We start from the raw sequence: 21,267 nt of genomic DNA on the forward strand, positions 1-21,267 counted from the left end.
ATTGCTTAGAACACGTATTGCAGGCGACCTACGATGGCTTTACCGTCATCAACATTCTTGTTGTCACCGCCAGCAACAGCAGTGGTGTTGACGTTGTCGACTTCGTAGTCAACGTAGTTCAGGCTCATACGGACAGCTGGAGTAGCGAAGTAGTTGACCCCCACCACCACGGCGCTGGCTTCGAACTCATCGCTGGCATCCGCAGCCACGATACCGGCAAGGCCCAGGTTGCCAGGAATGGCGGTCGCATCGGAGTCAATCTCGGTGCTTTCATAGCGAGCGAAGACTTCCCAGGTGCCTTTCATATCGGTCGGCTTGTCCCACTTGCCGTCGCCACCCTTGTAGCCACGAGCAGCGCCGAACATGTAGGAAACCTGCGCGGTGTAACCGCTCATGTCGGAATCGGAATCCAACCCGCCAGCCGTCTCACCGCTAATGCTGCGCTGGAAGTATTCAGCCTGACCACGCAGGCCACCGAACTGAACACCAGACTCCAGCAACCACTCACTGTCTTTGTCCGCGACAGCTACATCTGCAAAGGTCAGACGCAGATCGTCGTCGCTGCGAATACCCAGGCGAGTACGGGCACGAGCGCGGTCATCGTCCGAGCTGCTGTCGTGGTAGTTGGCAGCCAAGTGAACAACGTCAGTGCCGTTCAGGTAAGGAGCCCAGTGAGCACGCAGGGTGTAGCCGAACAGCTCGTCGTTATCATCGGACTCGTAGTTGTTGTTGTTGTCGCTTACATCGTAAGTAGCAACCTGAGCCATCAGACCGTAGTTGTCGCCAGAGTGTTTGACGTTCACACCGAACTGCGCGTCTTCATCACCATGCAGGAAGTCGTACATAAATGGACGCTCGATGGCAGTGATCCAGGACGAACTGGTGGTGCCTTCCAGACCGTAGTCCACACCAAAACGGCCCACGGTTACATCGACAACATCAAAGCCGCTGTAGGTGATATAGGCACGGTCAACATCGGTGCCGTTTTCAAAGCCGTCATAGGACAGGCGCACGCCCCAACCCCAATCCTTGTAAGCAACACCTTCCAGGCTGATTTCACCGCGACGGATGTAGGTGTTGAAGGTGTCATCGAACGGGTCGTTCTGATCGGCTGCCTGCAGGCCATCAAAGTTGGTGGCATCCCACTGCAGCTTGCCGCCCAGCTTGAAGCTGAATTCTTTGTCGGTGGTAGCGACTTCCAGACCGCCTTTGGTCTTGATCACGATATCGGCGCCGTCAGATGTGACGGTACCGGCGAAAGCCTGGGCGGAAACGGCCAGGGCCAGAGCGCTGGTTGCGAAGCCGGCCATTACTCCACGAAAGCTGTGCTTACGGATCATCGAAGATTCCTCTAAATGGACTTTTAAGTGTTGAAAACACCCGAGCGCTGGGGCTCGTTCGTGCTGGAGGGAATCTTGGCGGCGGGATATTTCACGGCAGTTGCTGATATATAAATATTTGATTACAGCGGAACTTTTTACTTCCTTTGCCTATAAGCAGTGAGAACTGCTCTAGACCGGCCTTTGCCAACGGCCCGCACGCCCTTGCAGCGACGGGCCAGGTTTAACTCAAGATTGTTTGCGTAACGCCTTGCCCAGCCAGTAATCCAGGCTTAGCCAACGCCCGGCACCGCTGAAAAACAGCGCCACCAGCATTACCAGGTAGGTGGCGGCAAACTCGATGCCGTTGTTCAGTACCACCAGCTTGCCGCTGCTGGTCAGCCAGTCGTAGTTGCCGTGTTCTTTAAGCAGCTCGCGGGCCCGCGCAATTTTCTCTACCGAGTCCATGACCCGTTCATTGGCAAACGGCGCGCTGGCATCGGCAATCGCCTGCCAACCGTAGGGCAGGTGTACGGCGAAGATCGCCACCAGCATGGTGACAATCAACGGAATACTCACCCAGCGCACCGCCAGGCCGAACAACAGCAGCAGCGCCCCGCCCGCCTCGGTCAGCGCCGCCGCCCAGGCCAGCAGCTCGGGGAATGGCAGGCCCAAGCCCCAATCCGGGTTGCCGAACCAGGCCGCCGTAGCCTCAATATCGGCCAGCTTGTGCATGCCAGCCGTCCAGAACACCGGCACCAGATACAAGCGCAACAACAGTGGGCCAAGAAAATCCAGGCGGCGAGAAGCGTCCAGGGCGTCCTGGAGACGATTGAAAAAGCTCAGCATGGGATATCTCCACAGGTCGGCACTGTCGGTGCCGGGGTCAGTTAATTAATCGCTTGGGGGTTGCCAGATACCCTGGCGCTGCCAGTCCGCCAGCAGGCTCTGGGCATTGCTGAAGTAGTGTTTGTCCGCGGCTATGCCCTGGCTCTGGGCCAGGTCGCACAAGGCCGAATTGGCCTGCGCTCCTGCTTGCAGGCGCGCCGCCAACTGATAGGCAAAGGGGCTGAGTTGCATAAAGCGCACCTTGTCCTGCACATCTCGCCAGACCAACAGGCAGGTTGGCTCACCAGGCGGTGTGGCAGGCTGAAAATCAGCACCAATGCGCTGCACCGGCCACTGATAAGCCAGCGGCCAGGCCAGCGGCGACCAGCCCTGGGCCGGTAGCGCGGCTTCGCTGACATCCAGCGCCAGCTCGACCCATTCGTAATGCGCCAGTTCGAGCATAAACGGCGGATCACCGGCTTCGGCGACGTAGCCCTGCTGCAACCAGGCAAGAAACTCCTGACTGATCTGCAGAAAATATGGTGTGCGTGCCTGATGCTCGGCGATAAAACTGCGCACCAATCGCCGCCAGCGACTCGCCTCAATCAGCCGATGCAGCACCGGAAAGGCGCCACTGATAAAGCCTTCGATATTGTTGAAGAACAGCGTTTCATACACCGCCATACGCTCGGCGCTGATGCCATCGAGCAGCGGCTGCTCTGCTGGTTGGCGAATTCGCGCGGCAAAAGCACGCTGCGCTTCGACGCCGCTCATGTGCCGTAACTCCGCAAAGGAGCCGCAGCCGCTTGCAGCTGGCGAATCTGCGCCACCTCGGCATACAGCTCGGCAATCGGCGGAAAGTTGAAATCCCGCTCCAGCAAGGTCGGGCGCACGCCATGCACGGCGTAGGCCTGCGCAAGCAAGGCCCAGACCGGGTCAATCACCGGGGCACCGTGGGTGTCGATTTTCAGATCACTGGCCTGATCGTAATGCCCGGCCACATGCAGATAGGCGATGCGCGCACTGGGCATGCTGGCGATATACGCCTGCGCATCGAAGTTGAAATTGATGCTGTTGACGAAGACGTTATTCACATCCAGCAACAGCTGGCAGTCGGCCTGTTCCAGCACCGCGCGGACAAACGCCGCTTCATCCAGCTCGCCCGGCAACTGCGCGTAGGCCGAGACGTTCTCGATGATCAGCGGCCGTTCCAGCACATCCTGAACGATGCGCACGCGCTCGGCGATACGCAGCACCGACTCCTCGGAAAACGGCAGCGGCATCAGGTCATACAGTTGGCCATGGTCAGCGCAGGCCGACAGATGCTCGCTGTAACCGCGCACACCGTGCTGCTCGAGAAAGCCCTTGATGGCCTTGAGCAGCTCAATATCCAACGGGGCATAACCGCCGAGGTTGAGGGACAGACCATGGCAGAGCAGTGGTAGACGCTCGCTTAAGGCATGCAACTGCTTGCCCAGACGCCCGCCCACGCCGATCCAGTTCTCCGGCGCCACTTCGAGGAAATCTACCTCGCCGGCGCTGCAGTCCTGCAGCGCGCCAAGCAGGCCGCGACGCAAGCCCAGACCGGCACCGTTGACGAAATCCATCTGCATACTCTGCCCCTGCCTCAGTTATTCAGTTACTCGGCTTTCTTCTCAGCGCCGCACTTGCCTTCACCGCATTTGCCCTCGCCATCGGCTTTGGCTTCGCCACCGCACTTACCTTCGCCACACTTGCCTTCGCCTTCGGCTTTCTTCATTTCGCCGCCACATTTGCCTTCACCGCAGCTGCCTTCGGCGGATTTTTCGCCAGCAGCCAGGCTGTAGCCGCTGCTCAGTTCCTGCGCAGCAAAGGGGTTGCTCGCGGCCTGTACGGTGAAGGCTGCGCTGCTCAGCAGTACCGCGCCCAGGGATGCAACAACAGTGTTCAGGTGGTTCATAGCAACTCTCCAATGGTGGTTTACAGTGGCGGCCGATTGGCTGCCTCGGCCTAATAGACGCGGCCGACAAGCGGCTGTTACAGATAACCCGTAAAAAGAATTCCGCGCAGGCAAAACCCTAGAAGATTTTTGCCGCCGGCCAAGCGATCCGGCACACTACGCCCCCCGAGCAAATGCTCGTTTTCAAGCCTGCAGACTCCGTATGACCCGATCCCCGCTCCGTCGACTTATTTTTGGCACCCTGCGCCGTGTGCTGTACCTCTGGGTGCGCTCGGAAACCATCAACCAGTCGGCCTTCACTCTCAAGCTCGACCGCAGCAAGCCGGTGTTTTACGTGCTGCAACAGCCGTCGCTGAGCGATCTGGCTGTGGTCGATACCGAGTGCCGCAAGGCCGGTCTGCCGCGCCCGGTGCTACCGGTGGGAGTGGGTGAGCTGCTGGAGCCGGCAGCCTTCTTCTACCTGACCCCGGAGCCCGATTGGCTCGGCCGGCAGGACAAACGCGGCATCTCGCCCACCCTGCAACGCCTGGTCAGCGCGCTGAGCCAGCATGCGGTGGACGATGCGCAAATCATTCCAGTCAGCGTGTTCTGGGGCCAATCGCCCGACCGTGAAACCAGCCCGTGGAAGCTGCTGTTTGCCGACAGCTGGGCAGTGACCGGGCGCCTGCGCCGGCTGGTGAGCATTCTGATTCTGGGGCGCAAGACCCGCGTGCAGTTCTCCACACCTATTCATATGCGCGAGCTGATCGAGCAGGACAAAGGCCACGAGCGCACCCTGCGTATGGTCCAGCGCATCCTGCGGGTGCACTTTCGCAACCAGAAGGCCGCGGTGATCGGCCCGGACGTGTCGCACCGGCGCAACCTGGTCAAAGGCCTGGTGCACGGCCCGCAGGTACGTCAGGCGATCATCGAGGAAGCCGAACGCGAAGGCATCAGCCTGGAGAAAGCAGAAAGCCAGGCCCTGCGCTATGGCAACGAAATCGCCTCGGACTACACCTACACCGCCATTCGCTTCCTTGAACTGGTGCTGAGCTGGTTCTGGAACAAGATCTACGACGGCATCAAGGTCAACCATATCGAGGGCGTGCAGGAAGTCGCCCAGGGCCATGAGGTGATCTATGTGCCCTGCCACCGCAGCCATATCGACTATCTGCTGCTGTCCTATCTACTGTTCCGCAATGGCCTGACGCCGCCGCATATCGCCGCCGGGATCAACCTGAATATGCCGGTAATCGGCAGCCTGCTGCGGCGTGGCGGCGCGTTCTTTATGCGCCGCACCTTCAAGGGCAACCCGCTGTACACCGCCGTGTTCAATGAATACCTGCACACCTTGTTCAGCAAGGGCTTCCCGGTCGAGTACTTCGTCGAAGGCGGGCGTTCGCGCACCGGGCGTATGCTGCAGCCGAAAACCGGCATGCTGGCCATCACCATGCGCAGCTTCCTGCGCAGCAACCGCCTGCCAGTGGTGTTCGTGCCGGTGTATATCGGCTACGAGCGCGTGCTGGAAGGCCGCACCTACCTCGGCGAGCTGCGCGGCGCGAGCAAGAAGAAAGAGTCGATTTTCGACATCTTCAAGGTCATCGGCGCACTCAAACAGCGTTTTGGCCATGTCTGGGTCAACTTCGGCGAGCCGATCAAGCTGGCGGAATTCCTCGACAGTGAGCAACCCGACTGGCGCACGCAGGATTATGGCAGCCAGTACCGCCCGGCCTGGCTTAATGAAGCCACCAATAACCTCGGCGAGCGCGTGGCCCAGCACCTCAACGAAGCGGCGGCGATCAACCCGGTCAATCTGGTGGCGCTGGCGCTGCTTTCCACCAGCAAACTGGCGCTGGATGAACGCGCCCTGTCGCGGGTGCTCGACCTCTACCTAGCCCTGCTACGCAGCGTGCCCTACTCGCCGCACACCACCCTGCCGGACGGCAACGGCCAGGCGCTGATCGAATACGTGCAGAAGATGGACCTGCTCGCCGAACAGAAGGATGCCCTCGGCAAAATTCTCTATCTGGACGAGCACAACGCCGTTCTGATGACCTACTACCGCAACAACGTGCTGCATATCTTCGCCCTGCCGGCGCTGCTGGCGAGCTTCTTCCAGAGCAGCTCGCGGATGAGCCGCGAGCAGATTTTGCGCTTTACCCGTGCGCTCTATCCCTACCTGCAGTCCGAGCTGTTTATCCGCTGGGATATGGACGAGCTGGACGCCGTGGTCGATCAGTGGCTGGCCGCCTTTGTCGAACAGGGCCTGCTCAAGCTCGATGGCGACATGTACGTGCGCCCGGCGCCGAGCTCGCGCGAGTTCGTCCTGCTCACCCTGCTGGCCCGCGCCATCGTGCAGACCCTGCAGCGCTTCTATATGGCCACTGCCCTGCTGCTGAATGCCGGGCAGAACGCCATCAGCGCCGAAGAGCTGGAAGACCTCTGCACCGTGATGGCCCAGCGCCTGTCGATCCTGCATGGCCTCAACGCCCCGGAGTTCTTCGACAAGAGCCTGTTCCGCCACTTTATCCAGAGCCTGCTGGAGCATGGCGTGCTGCGTCAGGATGAAGCCGGCAAGCTCAGCCACCACCCGCTGCTCAGCGAACTGGCCGAAGGCGCCGCCAAACGCGTACTGCCAGCAGAAATTCGCCTATCGATTCGTCAAGTGGCCATGGATCGCAACGAGGATGTCGCCGAGCTGGTGTAAACAGAAAATTGTAGGAACGGCTGGGCGACACTTCGCCATGCCCGCGAACACAGCGCATCCAGCCAAGTGATCGCGGGCATGGCCCGCTCCTACACCATTCGCGACGTAGGGTGGATGACGCTTTTCTCATTCACCATGCGATTCGGTGGATGGATAAAGCGTCAGCCACGCGCCCCGATCCACCCTACGAAGCCACAGGCTTGTAGATACCCGAAGATCGACCACGGCAGAGCACCATGGCCCCAAGCGATGAGAAAACCAGCAAACCGTCCCGCGCGGAGTTTCATCAGGCCAACCAGGCCCACGCTGAAGCCGAAGCTCTGCGCCTTCTAGCCGCCAAGGCTGAAATGGGTGGACGCTGGTTAAGCTGGGTGGCAGCAGAGCTGTACGCCCTAAAGCCTGCTGCCTATGCGCAGATGGTGCGCCGCGAGTTGCAACGCCTAAACCACTAACGCCACAGCCACACGATGGAGTGAACGAGGGCACTGACTGCAAAGAATATGCGCGTTTACCGGCCTTACTGCTGATCAGTCAGCGCGCACGAACTGACGCGAGCACGCCCTGCTTGCTTGGCCAGGTAGAGCTGCCGATCAGCTTCGCCCACAACGGTTTCGGATGTCGTCCCGGCAGTCGGCACAATAGTCGCCACCCCAAGCGAAACAGTAACAACGTGCTCCACTTCCGCATCCATATGTTCAAGCTTGAGCGCCCGCACGGCTGTTTGCATGCGCTCGGCAAGCTGCACAGCCTCACTCAACCCCGTGTTGGGCAACACGCAGGCAAATTCCTCACCGCCATAACGCGCCAGTAAATCGTATGGGCGTTTAATCACACCATTAAGCGCCACAGCCACTGCCTGCAAACATGAATCACCCCGTTGATGGCCATAGCAATCATTGAAACGTTTGAAGTGATCGACATCGATCATGATGACCGACAACGCAGTTTTCTCCCGCAAGCTACGCCGCCAGTTGAGCTCAAGTGCTTCATCAAACTTGCGTCGATTAGCAACGCCGGTGAGGCCATCCAATAACGCAAAAGAGCGCAAAATGTCGCTCTGTAGTTTCAGCGTCAGATGGGTGTTGACCCGCGCTTTTACAATGACGGGGTTGATCGGTTTGACGATGAAATCCACCGCACCCAGCTCAAATCCACGCACCTCATCCTGCTCTGCCCCCTGAGCGGTAACAAAGATGATCGGGATGTCACGGGTTTCCGGGGCCTCTTTGAGATGACGGCACACGTCATGACCGTTGAGTCCCTCCATATGCACATCAAGCAGGACCAGGTCCGGCAATATCGTGCGGCAGCTCTGCAAGGCTTGCTCACCGTCCGTGGCCATAAAAATTTCGCACTCGTCACGAAACAACTCGTGCAGCACCAAGATGTTGACGCGTTGATCATCAACTAAAAGTATTTTTGGTTTCTGCCGTGTAGCCGCTTGCCACCTTTGCATCAGTAATCCTCAGACCGAATTCAGCAGTTCATGCCCAGCCAATAAAGATGCAGCAAAGTCTAAGGATTGCACCAAATCTAAAAACTTGCCAAATTGCGGCCGCAGCTCGTGTGATGTCTGTGCCAGCAATGCCTCGCTTTGGGCGATTGCCTGCATATTCCCCGCTTCTAACAACTGCAGAATATCCCCTAACGCTTCACGCCATTGATCCAGCGGCAAACCAACAGAATTTATATCTGCTGAAGGCAACTCAGTTGGCAATTCAAACATAGCCTTCAGCGCTTGATCACTTGTGTGCAGCAGCTCACGCAACGCCTCAACAAAGCTGCCATCGGCTAACACTTGCGCCTTGGACGCGTCATCTCCATGCAGTAATTGCTGCTCCAGCTCACCCGCCAGCTGTGAAATGGCCCACGCGCCCATGGTGCCGCTGCTGCCTTTGATGGCATGCAACACAGCGGCCGCACCGGCGGCATTGCGCTGTTCAACCTGCTCTTGCAAGCGAGCGAGCTGCTTCGCCTGCTCTGGCGCGAAACTGCTCAGCACATTGCGAATCAATTGATGATTACCGCCAAAACGTTGATTAATCGAAGCGGCTGACTCCACCGCAGAGTCATGCGGTTCTGCTTGTGGCTGGGTTACTGGCGCCACATCCTCGCGCCCCGCGTGACGCAGTAGTGTGGCAACCATTTTTTCCAGATCAATGGGCTTACCGAGGTGATCATCCATCCCCGCCGCACGGCATGCTTGCTCATCAGCGCTGGACGCATTGGCCGTCATGGCAATGATTTTTAGCCCCTGGTTCCGTGCATCTGCGCGAATCCGCCGCGTTGCTTCCAGGCCGTCGATGTCAGGCATCTGAACATCCATCAACACGGCATCCAGGGTTTGTGCGTTGTCAGTGACCATCTGCACCCCGTCAAGGCCTCCCTCGGCAAGGGTCACCTGGGCTCCCTCGCCTTTCAATAACTCGAAGGCGACCTGACGGTTGAGCATGTTGTCCTCGACCACCAGCAAGCGCATGCCACTCAACCGCTTTGGCTGCGCAGCGCGTTGGCTGGCTACAGACGGCTGAGGAGCGACCTCCCCCATGGAGACTCGCTGGATCGTATCGGCTAACTGCTGAGGCGTTACCGGTTTACTGAGGAACCCGGCAAAAGGCGCATCGCCTTCCTGCTGCGCATCCGCCAATACCTCTCGCCCGTATGCAGTAATCATGATGATCAAAGGCACCGACTGCCCCTGATTTTGCTGACGGATCAGCCGTGCTGCGCTCAACCCATCCATATCAGGCATACGCCAGTCCATCAGGATTACATCGTAAGTTTTGCCCTCGCGCTGCGCTTGCTCGACGCGCGCAACAGCTTGCAGACCATCGCTGACAAGGTCCGCCTGCCAGCCTAGCGCCTCGACCGTACGCGCCAGCAAGTAACCGGCCACCTCGTTGTCATCCACCACCAGCAAGTGCATCGGTTGATCAACACCGGGGCAGAGCGCACGCAATGGCATGGTTTGCGAGACACCCAGTTCGATGTCAAACCAGAAGCGGCTACCTACGCCCACTTCGCTGCTGACCTGCAGTTCACCGCCCATCAGGTTGATCAGCCGTTTGGAAATGACCAAGCCCAATCCGCTGCCACCAAAACGCCGCGTAGTCGATGCCTCGGCTTGAGTGAAGCCATCGAAAATACGGGTCAGCTGATCGCTGTTGATACCGATACCGGTATCAGTGACTTCAATGCGGACGCGTACCACCTCACCCAGCCGCTGCAGCTCCTCAACCCTGACCACCACCTGACCGTCCCGGGTGAATTTAAGGGCATTGCCTGCCAAATTGATCAGCACTTGCTGTAAACGCAGGCTGTCGCCAAACAAGGCACTGGGTAATTGCGGGTCCAGATCGAACATTACCTCCACATCTTTAAGGCCCTGATTACCAGACAGCACGACCGCTAAATCGCGCATTAACGTCTCAAGCTCAAAGGTGTGTAGATCCAGCTGCAACTTGCCGGCATCAATTTTTGAATAGTCGAGAATGTCGTTCAGCAGCCCCAGCAGAGACTTTGCAGCCGTCTCGGCTTTACTGACGTAATCCAGTTGCCGGGTATCCAGTTCGGTGTTCTGCACCAAGTGCAGCATGCCCAGCACTGCATTCATTGGCGTGCGAATTTCATGGCTCATATTGGCCAGGAATGAAGATTTGGATGCGCTGGCCGCATCCGCCTGCTCCTTAGCATCAAGTAACCGTGATTCGAGCTCACGTTGTTCCGTGATGTCGCGATTGATACCCGTAACCCGGACCGCAACACCCCTACTGTCCCTCTCCACCTGAGCGCCGGCCTGAACAACCCGCACCTGGCCATCAGGTCTTACAACACGAAAAATCGGGTCGTACAAGCCCCGCCCCTCTACGGCCATATTCAGCTTGCTCGCCGCCATTTCCACATCGTCAGGGTGTACGCGTGAATGCCAGTGTTCGTAGTTCAAGCCCGTATCACGCAAGCTCAGCGGCTGGTCATACAACTCGAACATACGGTCGTTCCAGCTCAACGAGTTGTCAGCCAGGGTCCAGGACCAGATGCCCAGCTCGGCCACATCAGCCGCCATCAACAACTGCTCGCGCGCCGACGCAAAGGCATTCTCAGAAGCCTTACGGGCAGTCAAATCCACAGCAATGCTGAGGTAACCGGTGATCTCGTCATGTTCATCACGCATGGCCGTGACAGCCAGGGACACAGGTAAATAGGTGCCGTTCTTACGCACATAGGTCCACTCACGTGTCTCGGCCCCCTTGAGTTCGGCCGTGTGCACAAATACGCGGAAGCCTTCTATGGTTTGCCCGTATTGCGCAGTCAATTCGCGTGAGCGAGCCTCTACTTCTTGATTCAGGTGGAAGATGGCCGGGCTGCTCTTATCGATCAGCTCAGCCGACGTGTAACCCAATATGCGCTCTGCACCCGTGTTGAATAAGCGAATAATGCCCTCGCGATCAGTGGCAATAATCGCCACTTCGGAGGCTGAACGCATCACGTTGCCAAGCAATACATTGAGCTGGTTTAACTCGGATGTACGTTGAACAACCTGAGCCTCAAGGCTGCTGTTGAGCTCATGAATTTTCGCCTCAGCAGCGACTTGCTCAGAATTATCCCGTACGGTTTTTGATGCCCCGATCACTTGGCCAGCAGAGTCGCGGATAGGCGACACGGTGACGGAAACAGGGATCAACGTACCGTTTTTATCTTGCCGTAGGGTATTAAAACTGGGCACTGATTTGCCCGCTTCAATACAGGCCAGAATCTCGGCTTCTTCACTTTTTAGCGACTCGGGAACGATCAGTTCAGAAAGGCGGCGCCCCAACGCCTCCTGCGCACTAAATCCAAATAGCCTCTCGGCGCCTCCATTCCAACTGGTCACCGTGCCATCAAGGTTTTTCCCAATAATTCCGTCTACCGAACTTGCAACAATCGCGGCCAATTTGGCTTGCTCTGCGATGAACTGCAGTTGACGTGTACGACTAACGCTTAGCACGCCGACCAAGGCAGCCAACAGCACAGAACCAATCAACCCAAGACTCAAGACCAATATCGGGGAAAACTGACGAAGTTGGCTGATAAACAGCGGATGCACGCCGAACTGCAACTGCCAGCGCCGGCCATACACATCACGCTCTACAGTTTTTGAAAGCACAATATCCTGAGTAGCCTCATCCTCAGACTTATAAAAAACGACACCTTGTGTGGGGTCGGTAATGTCACGTAACTCAAGGCTAACGGCCTGCTCCGGCGGGCGTATCCCACTGAGTACGGCATCCATACTTAACGCCGCATAGCTCCAGCCAAATGCTTGCGCCTCACGTGCATCAACGGTGCTTGGATCAACCACGCTACGATAGATGGGCATCAGAATCAGAAACGATTGCTGCGGCTGACCAATGCCCTGCACCAGCGTAATAGGGCCTGACAGACGCACTTCACCACTCAACATGGCGGAACGTGCGGCCTGCCGCCGATTCGCCTCGGAGGCGATATCCAGACCAATGGCCACCCTATTGGGCTCGACCGGGCTGATGTATTGGATGACATAACGCTCGGCGTCATGGGGTGTAAGCTGGCGAATAGCAAAGTCTGGCCAGCCATCAGCACGTGCCTGAGCCAAAAATACCACTTCATCTTGCGGGGCTACGCGGCGAATAAAGCCAAACCCTCGCGCCCCCGGGAACTCTACTTCAACGTTGCGCGTCTTGCTGTAGCGGTCAAAACCCTCACGGGTGATGCCGTGCTCGCCCATCGTTTGGATCGAGCCGCGCGCGCCTCGCAAACCATACTGATAAAGCTTGATTCGATTGACCACGGCATCGGCAGACTTCTGCGCAGCAGTATTGACGGCCTCACCAGCCTGCTGCTGATTAAACCGAGCAACTCCCACCGCTGCAGCAATGCTGATAAGCAGGCCGGCAAGCAGGCTGAGAATGGTCCATTTATTGGCAGCAACGATGGCGTAATTGTTTTTTATCGACATAGCATCCCTACAACAATGTCAGAGCGCTGATCAGCAATGTTCACCCACAGCAAAACCTGGGTAACTCAAGCGTGGTGCGGTGATTGGCGAATCAACAAAACGTATCGCACGACTGCTTTTATGGTTATCGAGCACTGAGGTTGCCAGAGTCCAGCAGTACGCAGAGTTGGATAAACGGCACCGGCCGAGAGTACAAGTAGCCCTGCATGATTTGGCAACCAAAGACTTGCAAGGCAGTAGCTTGCTCCTGGGTTTCCACGCCTTCGGCGACCAATTCAAGGCCGAACGCCTGAGCCAGTCTGACAATGGCCTCAATAATCGCTGCATCACTCTTATCAACCAACATGTCACGCACAAAACTTTGGTCGATTTTCAACACATCAACCGGAAAGCGTTTGAGGTAGCTAAGGCTTGAGTAACCCGTACCAAAATCATCGAGCGCAATACGCACCCCCATACCGCGCAAGGCGTTCAGTACGTGTTGCGTGTGCGCGACATCCTTTGCCAGTACACCCTCGGTGATTTCCAGCTCAAGAAACTCTGGCGCAAGCTTCGACGCCAGCAAGGCATCCTGCACTATCTGTAGAAATGACTCTTCGCGAAACTGCACCGCCGAAATATTCACACTAACCACAAGACGCATGCCCTGCGCGATAAGCATCTGGGCATCCTCACAGGCCTGCTGCAGTACGAATGTGCCGATGGGGATAATTAGCCCGGTCTCTTCGGCCAGGGGGATAAACTCGGCAGGGGAGATAAGCTGACCACTGCTGTTACGCCAACGTACGAGCGCCTCCATACCGACCACTACATTCTCGGTGGCCATGACCTTTGCCTGGTAGAAGACCTCAAATACGCCATTCTCCAGCGCTCCACGCATGTGCTGTTCCAACAGGTGCCGCCCGCGGGTGCTGCGCTCGATATCGGGGGAAAAGAAACGACAACGGTTACGCCCATCGAGCTTGGCTTGATACATGGCCGAATCCGCATGACGGTAGAGCGACTCGGTGTCCTCGCTGTCGTCAGGAAACAGACTGATGCCGATACTTGCCGTCAGGTCGTAGCGATTACCTTGAATCATGAAGGGTGTACTGATGATGGCGAGCAATCGCTCAGCAAAATCGCCGACCACATCAAACCCGCTGACTTCTGGCAATAGGACGATGAACTCGTCTCCGCCCTGTCGACTGACCGTATCCAACGCCCTGGATGCCAGCGATAAGCGAGCAGCGACTTCCTTGAGTAGCTCATCACCAATGGAATGCCCCTGCGAGTCATTAATGCCTTTGAAGTTATCCAGGTCCAGCAACAGCATGGCCACATGAACCTCGCTGCGACGGGCCTTCTGCAAGGCTTGCTCGGTACGGTCCTGCAGCAGCGTACGGTTTGGCAACCCTGTCAATACATCATGATTGGCGAGTTTCTTAGCCTCATAACGCAATGCCAGGTGGGCTTTGATATGGGCCCTGGCCACCGGCGCGTTCAGCGGTTTGTGAATGAAATCAATGCCGCCATATTCCAGCGCGCGCAATTCGTTCTCAGACTGAACATGCGAAGTGACAAAGATAATGGCGGCATCGCAAAGTTTCGGATCAGCCTTCAGTGCCTTGCAGACGGCAAAGCCGCTCATACCAGCCATCTCGATATCCAGCAACACAAGATCCGGCTTGCACTGCCTGGCCATTGCCAAGGCAGAAGGGCCATCATTGGCTAAATGTACCTCCCCTAGATCGCGCACGGCCTCATGCAGAGCGAGCGCATCCGTGGTCTGGTCTTCGACGATCAGAATGACCGACTCGACGTCAATTCCTTTACTTATGCGCATGCGCGGCTCCAGATCCTTGCGTTGCAACTCCATACTCGCTCAGCCTAGCTCGCTTTGTGTTTACTGGTAGTTCACCGAATGTATGCCCATACCTCACGCCAAACCAGCGAGTCTGCTCAGCCGGTCAACAGTGGCCGGTGGTTCGCTATTATTTATAGCGGCTGCAAGCCGCATCAGTACCTGCTCGCGGCGGACCTGCGCCTGTGGCAGCGCATAAACAGCACCTATCAATTCTCGCAAGGCCATAGGCAGTTCCCACTGGGCTTTCAGCTTGATCGCAAATGGCGCGGCAAAATCGCAGATAGCCTGCATAAGCAGGTTTTCATCCAGCGTATTACCTTGGTTTTCCCACTTATAAGCTTGATAGATCACACACAGCTCGCCGATTCGATGTAACAGAGCAGCAGTCTGCAGTGGCACCGGCTCAATGCCACACTGCTTAGCCAACGAAACCACACGCTCAGCAAGAGCGGTGGCATTGTCCAAATAATCTTTCATGAGCACTGACAGGACTAAATTGTCCTGCATGTTGACCTGCTTTAAGGCAAACCCCATCGCCAGATTCACACTGGTACGCGGCCCGAGGCGCCTAAGCGCATCACGCAAGCTGGTGCACTGCGCGCCCAAACCGATATAGGCCGCGCTATTGGACGCGGCAATAAGGTGCACGCAAAGTGACGGGTCACCTTGCCAGCCACTCGCCAATTCACGCAAATCAAGTGACTCTCCGCGATAACCCAGTTGAAGCTGCTCTTTCACCTGTTCCAGCATCGGCAAGTCGAGGCCGTCAGCTGTCAGCCCGCTCAAATAGGCGGTGAATGCTTCCTGAGTCATGGGAGCCGTGGCTACAAAATCCTGCTGCGGGAGGAGCCCTTCAATACACGCCACAACACGTGGCACATCAAATGGCTTGGTAATGAAAGCACTAATGCCCAGCCGCCTTACCTCAAGCACACTCTGCCGGTCAGAGCGGCCGGTAATCATCACCAGTGGTGTTTCGCGGTCCTGTAAACGAATTTTCTGCAGCAAACTCACGCCCGAACCGTCAGGCAAATTCCAATCAGCAAGCACCAGGGTATAGCGCGCCTCCTGCCAAGAAGCGAAAGCACTTTGCATGTCACCAAAGCAATTGACCTGAATGCCGGGACGAAGGCTTAGGACGATCTGTTTCAACAAATCTGCTATCCATGGATCATCGTCAACAATCATCACCTGCATGTACCGCCCCCATGGCCGCTTCAATCCGTTACGCGATGTAGCTATAGGCTCGTGCCGCGTTTCTGACCGTCATTTCACCAACTCAGCCTAGCACTCCATTGATGACCCTGACCTGGCAGTAGACATTGACACGAGCACTGGCAGAGCAGCCGCCAAACGTGGAATGCCCGCAGAGATTCGAGAGATGCGCTGTCGACTCGCCAAGTTGCCATAGACCAAAACGCAGACGTCAGCAACCCGGTGTACGGACTGTAGAAACGGCGTGAACGCTTCGGCCAATGGCCGCGAATAGGCATGCCCCGCTCCATCTCCTACGAGACTTGGGGAATAACGCTTTAACCCGCTAACACAACCGTTCTACGAAGCAGGCACCTGCCCCACTGCCGGGCTAACACAAAAGACGCAACGCCTCGGGCGGCATGGGCCGGCTGAGAAAATAGCCCTGAGCTTCATCGCAACCGTATTTGCGCAGCAGATCAAGTTGCTCCTGGGTTTCCACACCCTCGGCAGTCACGGTCAGCGCCAACGCCCGGCCGAGGCCGATAATGGCCTGGATAATCGCCTGGCTATTCTCGGCGGCGTGCAGGTCGGTCATAAAGCTGCGGTCGATCTTCAGGCCATCGAAGGGGAAGGTGCGCAAGTAGCTCAGGGATGAATAACCGGTCCCGAAATCATCCATGGACAGCCGCACGCCCAAGCCTTTGAGCTCCAGCATCAACGCCAGGGCACCCTCGGCATCCTCCACCATCACGCTCTCGGTAAGTTCCAGTTCCAAGCGGTGCGCTGGCAGGCCGGTTTCTTCGAGCACAGCACGGATCTGCGCCACCAGTTGGCCGCGGCGAAACTCCACCGGTGACAGGTTGACCGACACGATCAGCGCTTCGCTCCAGCTTAGGGCTTCCCTGCAAGCGGCACGTAGCACCCAAGCGCTGAGCGGAATGATCAGACCGGTGCTTTCGGCAATCGCAATAAAGCTGTCCGGCCCCAACAGACCACGCTGCGGGTGCTGCCAGCGAACCAGGGCTTCGGCCGCCACTATGCGTTGGCTGCTAACGCTGTAACGCGGCTGCAGCACCAAGCGTAATTCTTCATTGGCCAGGGCCTGGCGCAGGTCACTCTCCAGTTGGCGACGCTCGATGACTCGCTCGTTCATATCTTTGGCGTAAAAACACCAAGAGCTTTGCCCAATGCCTTTGGCTTGGTAGAGGGCGATATCAGCAAAGCGCAACAGCTCATCCGCCTCGCTAGTGTCAGCCGGTGACATGGCCACACCAATGCTGGCGCCGAGAAAAATAGTGTGGCTGCCAATGTTGAAAGGCTGTTCGATACCGGCGATCAGGCGCGCGCAAAGCCGCTCGACTTCCTGCGCCGCAGCTATACCGCAGACAATCAGGATAAATTCATCGTTGCCCATGCGCGCCACCAAGTCACCGTCACGCAGAGCGAAGCGCAAACGTTGCGACACCTCGGCAAGCACCTGATCGCCCACCTCATGGCCGAACGAGTCATTCACCGGTTTGAAACGGTCCAAATCAATGCTCAGCATGACCAAAGGCTTGGATGCTGAAGACAGGGCCTTGAGTTTGCCTTCGAGAAACGCCTGCATGCGATTGCGATTCGGCAGGCCGGTCAGCGCATCATGCAATAACAGATGCTCGATGCGCGCCTGAGCCTGTAGTTCATCGGTGATATCGCTAACCGTACCGCGGTAGCCATCGGCCATCGGGCCGTCCTCAATACGCAGCAATGTCAGATGACAGGTGCGCAGCTCACCATCGAGATCGCGGTACTGGCATTCGCAGTTATGGCTGGCCATTGCATGGCTGTTGCACCCCTGCAGCCAGGCATCCAACCCGCCAGGGAACTGCATCAACTCGCTCAACGGACGACCTAGCCAGGAACTGACCGGATGCCCGGTCAACGTCTGAAAGCGAGTCGACAGGTACGTCAGACGCAGCTCTGCATCAGCCTCCCAGATCCAGTCCGAAGCGGCCTCGGCTACATCGCGAAAGCGCAGTTCACTGGCAGCCAGCGCCTGCTGACTGGCATATAAAGAGGCATAACTGGCATCTACTTCCCGCGCCGACGCGATGGCCCAACGCAGGTTCAGCCAAGTGATCAGAGCAAAAATAGCGCCGCCCAGGCCCAGCAGCGGCAAAATCAGATAGAGCAATTGTCTACCGGGCTGTGCAGGCTCCCAGTGCAACCACAGAGGCCCTGCCCCCACACTGGTCAGCGACAATGTGGGCGAGGCTTGGGGGTCGGCAGGCGCAGCCACCAGCCGTAAGTTATCGACGCCGAAATCCTGGCCAAGGGCCTGCAGCTTTGCGGGAGTGAGCAGGTCGACAAACAGCAGAAGCGAGGGCGGCCCTGTCTGTATGCCGACCTGCGGATCGCCACCCGTGGTAAAACCGGTAGCGGCCAGCAGCGCTGCTTGCCCGCCGACCTGCGCAAACCCGACAACCGGCTCCTCATCTTCGGTTTGTCTGCGTGCCTGCTCCAGCAGTTCGTCTATGTCTTGCCCCAGCCATTGCCCCAGTTCGCTGCTCACCCTCTGGCCGTTGACCACCGAATAGGAGGTACGCCCCTGAGGATCGACCACGAACACGCCCTCATAGGCGAAGTCCTGAAATAGGCTGGGACCCAAATTCTGCCGGGTATAAGCCCACTCATAATTGACTGTGACGTGCAGGTTGCGATACGCCTCCCCCCAGTATGCGTAGTCTTTAAGGGTCGCCAATATCGACTTTTCTCGGGCTCTGATGGCCTTGTCGAGATAGAACAAGCTCTGCTCGGTCGCCCGCGCATTCTGCTGTAGGGCGATCTGCACCAGGCCCCCGCTGGTCACCACAAACAACAGCAATAGCAACGCGGCCATAAACAACAGGGAGTGGCGAGTGGCAGTTGAAGAGGCAACAGCTTTGCCGGGGAGGCGGGCCAATTCGGCGGGTAGCGGCATTTAGAGTCCTTAGGGCCTGTCCAAAAACACTGTCGTGCGGGAACCCCTTTTATTTCACGAGCATAGCAGCATTAAAACGCCCTGCTCGCCGCCGACAGCCGTAGCTTTACTGAGCTAAAAGCCGCACGCCACAAGGCGTTAAGCCGACAGGCGCGCCCCAAAATCATTGACCAAGCGCAACACCTGTTGGCCGCCAAGGCCGACCTTGGTGGGTGCTGGCCCAGCTGGATAGCCGCCGGGCTGCGCACGCCTAAACTCTGCGCTTACACGCAACAAACACCCGTTGGTTACAGCCGCTAAATAACAGCTAGCCCCGGCTTAATCCGGTCAACCGTGACGACAACGCCTGCATGGCACTGCTGACCTCATCCAGCGCCTGGGCGTCGCGGGCGTTTTCCTCGCTGATGCTGTGGATACGCACCGCCAGTTCGTTGATCTCCTGGGTCACATGGCTTTGCTGCTGCGCCGCCACGGCAATCTGCTGAGCGCGCTGGGAAATATCGTCGAAACTCTGCACAGTGCTGGACAGCGCCGTCGCCGCGCCTTCGGCCTCGACCACCGCCTGTTCGGTACGCGCCTCGCCAGCCTGCATCGCCTGCACCGCCTGGCGTGAGGCCTGCTGCAGCGCACTGATCATGGTACTGATCTCATTGGCCGAGGCCTGGGTTTTACCCGCCAGGGTGCGCACTTCATCGGCCACCACGGCAAAACCACGGCCCTGCTCACCGGCCCGCGCGGCCTCGATGGCGGCATTCAGCGCTAGCAGGTTGGTCTGTTCGGAAATCGCCTTGATCACATCCAGCACCGCACCAACCTGCTGGCTGTCTTTCTCCAGCCGACTGATCACCATGGCCGCGCCGGCCATTTCCGCCGACAGCGCCTGAATCGCCGAGCTATTGGAGGCAACCTTTTGCTGCCCCTGCTGCACGACTACCAGTGAACTCTGCGCGGTATTGGCGCAATCGTTGGTGTTCTGCGCCACTTCCTGGGCACTCGACGACATCTCGGTAATCGCCGCAGCCAGCTGGGTGTTCTCTTGCCGCTGTTGTTCAGCGCGCCCGGCCAAGGTGCTGCTCAAGCCGCCCAGTTGTGCGGCTTCGGCCTGCAGGTGATCGGCTTCCTCGGCGATGCGCTGGAGCATGGTGCGTAACTGCCCGGCATAGCGATTGACCGCGTGGCGCAACGCGCCGATTTCATCCTCGCGCTCCACACTCAGCTCAACATCGCGGCTGGCCGACCCTCGGCCCAGGGAATCGATCTGCGCGGTGGTTTCTTCCAGTTGGCCGATTAGCTTGCGACCAGCAAACCAGGCCAGCGCCAGTAACACCGCCAGCAGCGGCAGGAGGAACAGCAGAATCTCCCAGGTCAGCGCCCTGGCCAGGCCGGTAACCCGCTCCTGCGGGGTTGCCAGGCCGATTACCCAGCCGGTATCGGGCATCACAAACAGGCTGACGCGGCTGGCCTGCTTAAGCTGCTCATCGTTCTCCAGGTCAAGGTTGCGAATCGCCCCTGAACTGCTGCTGGCCAGCGCCTCCTGCACCGGCTTAAGCCAGCTGTGCTGCTGCGCCAAATCGGCGAACTTGAGCATTGCGCCGCCCTTAGTTCCGGTCATGGCAGGAAAATGCAGCACGTTACCGGCCTGATCGAGGGCGAAGGCGTAGCCATCGGTGACCTTGCCCTGCTCGGTGAGAAAGCGCGCCAGATCATCCAGCAGCAGATCCAGGGTGGCGACGCCGGCAAAGCGACCCTCAAGCTGGTAAGGCACGCTACAGGTCACCATCGGCACGCCGGTCACCGCATCCTGATAAGCCTCCGACCACAGGCACTGACCGGCCGGGCTGCTGCGCGCACCGGTGTACCAGGCATCGTTGTGGTAACCGGGACCATCGGCGGCGTTGTAATCGTCGGAATAGGCCAACTGCCCGTCACCACCGCGCGCCCAGAAGAAACTACGGCGCGCCGTGCCCTCACTAAAGGCATTTGGCTCTGGCCACACACCACCGCCGGCAATCGCTTTATCACCCTGGCTATCGATCAGATTGGGCAGGCTGTTGAGGTACAACGGCTCTTCACGCGGCAGCACTTCGGCCAAGTGCGCCAGGCTGGCGGTCACCCCTTCTATCTTGGCCAACTGCAACGCCAGCTGGCGCACGATGGCGCTACCGGTCTGCTCGATCAGCTCGCCACTGGCCGCCACTACACGCGGCTGACCACGCAGAGCCATCACCGCAAACACCGCCAACGCGGTAAGAATCAGAAGGACGACGCAACCGAGGGTCAAACGCTGCGACAACCGAACGGGGACAAAAGCCATGCCATTACTCCTGCAAAGGAAGGACGCTCAAGAGGGGCTACCAGAACTGCTTACGAACCGCTCCAAGTTCTACCGGCAAAATCAGGTACTGCAAAAACAGTACTAATGTTGCGTGCGCGCTCTGATGCTGAACACCTCAGATGTATGCCATGAGTTATAGATGAATAAGCGCAGGGCCGTGGCGCTTGACCCGCGCAGCACCAAC

The 21,267-nt window shown here is 58.0% G+C and carries 13 protein-coding genes and 1 pseudogene; 2 read left to right on the forward strand and 12 right to left on the reverse strand.

The features are described 5' to 3' along the window. Positions 1 to 5: 5 nt before the first annotated feature. From AACX99_RS06070 to AACX99_RS06090, 5 genes are all read right to left on the reverse strand, one after another. A complete protein-coding gene (locus AACX99_RS06070; protein ID WP_339410262.1) occupies positions 6 to 1,340 on the reverse strand; it encodes an OprO/OprP family phosphate-selective porin in 1,335 nt (444 codons plus the stop codon). Positions 1,341 to 1,568: 228 nt separating this feature from the next. Beyond that, a complete protein-coding gene (locus AACX99_RS06075; RefSeq protein ID WP_339410263.1) occupies positions 1,569 to 2,168 on the reverse strand; it encodes an HvfX family Cu-binding RiPP maturation protein in 600 nt (199 codons plus the stop codon). A gap of 45 nt (positions 2,169 to 2,213) precedes the next feature. Further along, the gene (locus AACX99_RS06080; protein WP_339410264.1) at positions 2,214 to 2,921 is read right to left on the reverse strand and encodes an HvfC family RiPP maturation protein; all 708 of its coding nucleotides are present in this window, start codon (positions 2,919 to 2,921) and stop codon (positions 2,214 to 2,216) included. Then, positions 2,918 to 3,760 carry an HvfB family MNIO-type RiPP peptide maturase gene (locus AACX99_RS06085; protein ID WP_339410266.1) on the reverse strand — a complete coding sequence of 281 codons (843 nt, stop codon included), beginning with the start codon at positions 3,758 to 3,760 and terminating at the stop codon, positions 2,918 to 2,920. The genes AACX99_RS06080 and AACX99_RS06085 overlap by 4 nt, the downstream gene beginning before the upstream one ends. Before the next feature lie 26 nt (positions 3,761 to 3,786). Then, complete coding sequence (locus AACX99_RS06090) at positions 3,787 to 4,086, reverse strand: HvfA family oxazolone/thioamide-modified RiPP metallophore (protein WP_339410268.1); 300 nt, start codon at positions 4,084 to 4,086, stop codon at positions 3,787 to 3,789. 202 nt (positions 4,087 to 4,288) lie between these two features. On the opposite strand from AACX99_RS06090, the gene plsB reads away from it, so the two are divergent. Together plsB and AACX99_RS06100 are read left to right on the forward strand one after the other, a co-directional pair. After that, positions 4,289 to 6,772 carry a glycerol-3-phosphate 1-O-acyltransferase PlsB gene (plsB, locus tag AACX99_RS06095; RefSeq protein WP_339410270.1) on the forward strand — a complete coding sequence of 828 codons (2,484 nt, stop codon included), beginning with the start codon at positions 4,289 to 4,291 and terminating at the stop codon, positions 6,770 to 6,772. 236 nt (positions 6,773 to 7,008) lie between these two features. Beyond that, complete coding sequence (locus AACX99_RS06100; protein ID WP_339410272.1) at positions 7,009 to 7,224, forward strand: hypothetical protein; 216 nt, start codon at positions 7,009 to 7,011, stop codon at positions 7,222 to 7,224. A gap of 65 nt (positions 7,225 to 7,289) precedes the next feature. Here AACX99_RS06100 and AACX99_RS06105 read toward each other — a convergent pair whose 3' ends face one another. The 7 genes and pseudogenes from AACX99_RS06105 to AACX99_RS22150 all read right to left on the reverse strand — a co-directional run. Beyond that, entirely contained in the window at positions 7,290 to 8,228 is a 939-nt protein-coding gene (locus AACX99_RS06105; protein ID WP_339410274.1) for a diguanylate cyclase domain-containing protein, read from the reverse strand. Positions 8,229 to 8,237: 9 nt separating this feature from the next. Then, positions 8,238 to 12,746 carry a PAS domain-containing hybrid sensor histidine kinase/response regulator gene (locus AACX99_RS06110; protein WP_339410276.1) on the reverse strand — a complete coding sequence of 1,503 codons (4,509 nt, stop codon included), beginning with the start codon at positions 12,744 to 12,746 and terminating at the stop codon, positions 8,238 to 8,240. 124 nt (positions 12,747 to 12,870) lie between these two features. Continuing rightward, positions 12,871 to 14,604, reverse strand: a complete 1,734-nt coding sequence (locus AACX99_RS06115; protein ID WP_339410278.1) for a putative bifunctional diguanylate cyclase/phosphodiesterase — start codon at positions 14,602 to 14,604, stop codon at positions 12,871 to 12,873. A gap of 60 nt (positions 14,605 to 14,664) precedes the next feature. Beyond that, positions 14,665 to 15,789, reverse strand: a complete 1,125-nt coding sequence (locus AACX99_RS06120) for an HDOD domain-containing protein (RefSeq protein WP_339410280.1) — start codon at positions 15,787 to 15,789, stop codon at positions 14,665 to 14,667. Between the two features lie 388 nt (positions 15,790 to 16,177). Next, positions 16,178 to 18,748: a bifunctional diguanylate cyclase/phosphodiesterase gene (locus AACX99_RS06125; protein WP_339410281.1), complete on the reverse strand. Its 2,571-nt coding sequence runs from the start codon at positions 18,746 to 18,748 to the stop codon at positions 16,178 to 16,180. Positions 18,749 to 19,055: 307 nt separating this feature from the next. Next, positions 19,056 to 20,186, reverse strand: coding sequence for a methyl-accepting chemotaxis protein (locus AACX99_RS22145; protein WP_445261842.1), 1,131 nt, complete (start codon positions 20,184 to 20,186; stop codon positions 19,056 to 19,058). Next, positions 20,172 to 21,062 (reverse strand): annotated as a pseudogene (locus tag AACX99_RS22150) (cache domain-containing protein); the annotation flags it as partial. The gene AACX99_RS22145 and the pseudogene AACX99_RS22150, both read right to left, overlap by 15 nt. Positions 21,063 to 21,267: the final 205 nt, after the last annotated feature.

Origin of the sequence: Pseudomonas sp. EA_35y_Pfl2_R5, assembly GCF_963970805.1 — a bacterium.
In the GTDB taxonomy this organism is placed as follows: domain Bacteria; phylum Pseudomonadota; class Gammaproteobacteria; order Pseudomonadales; family Pseudomonadaceae; genus Aquipseudomonas.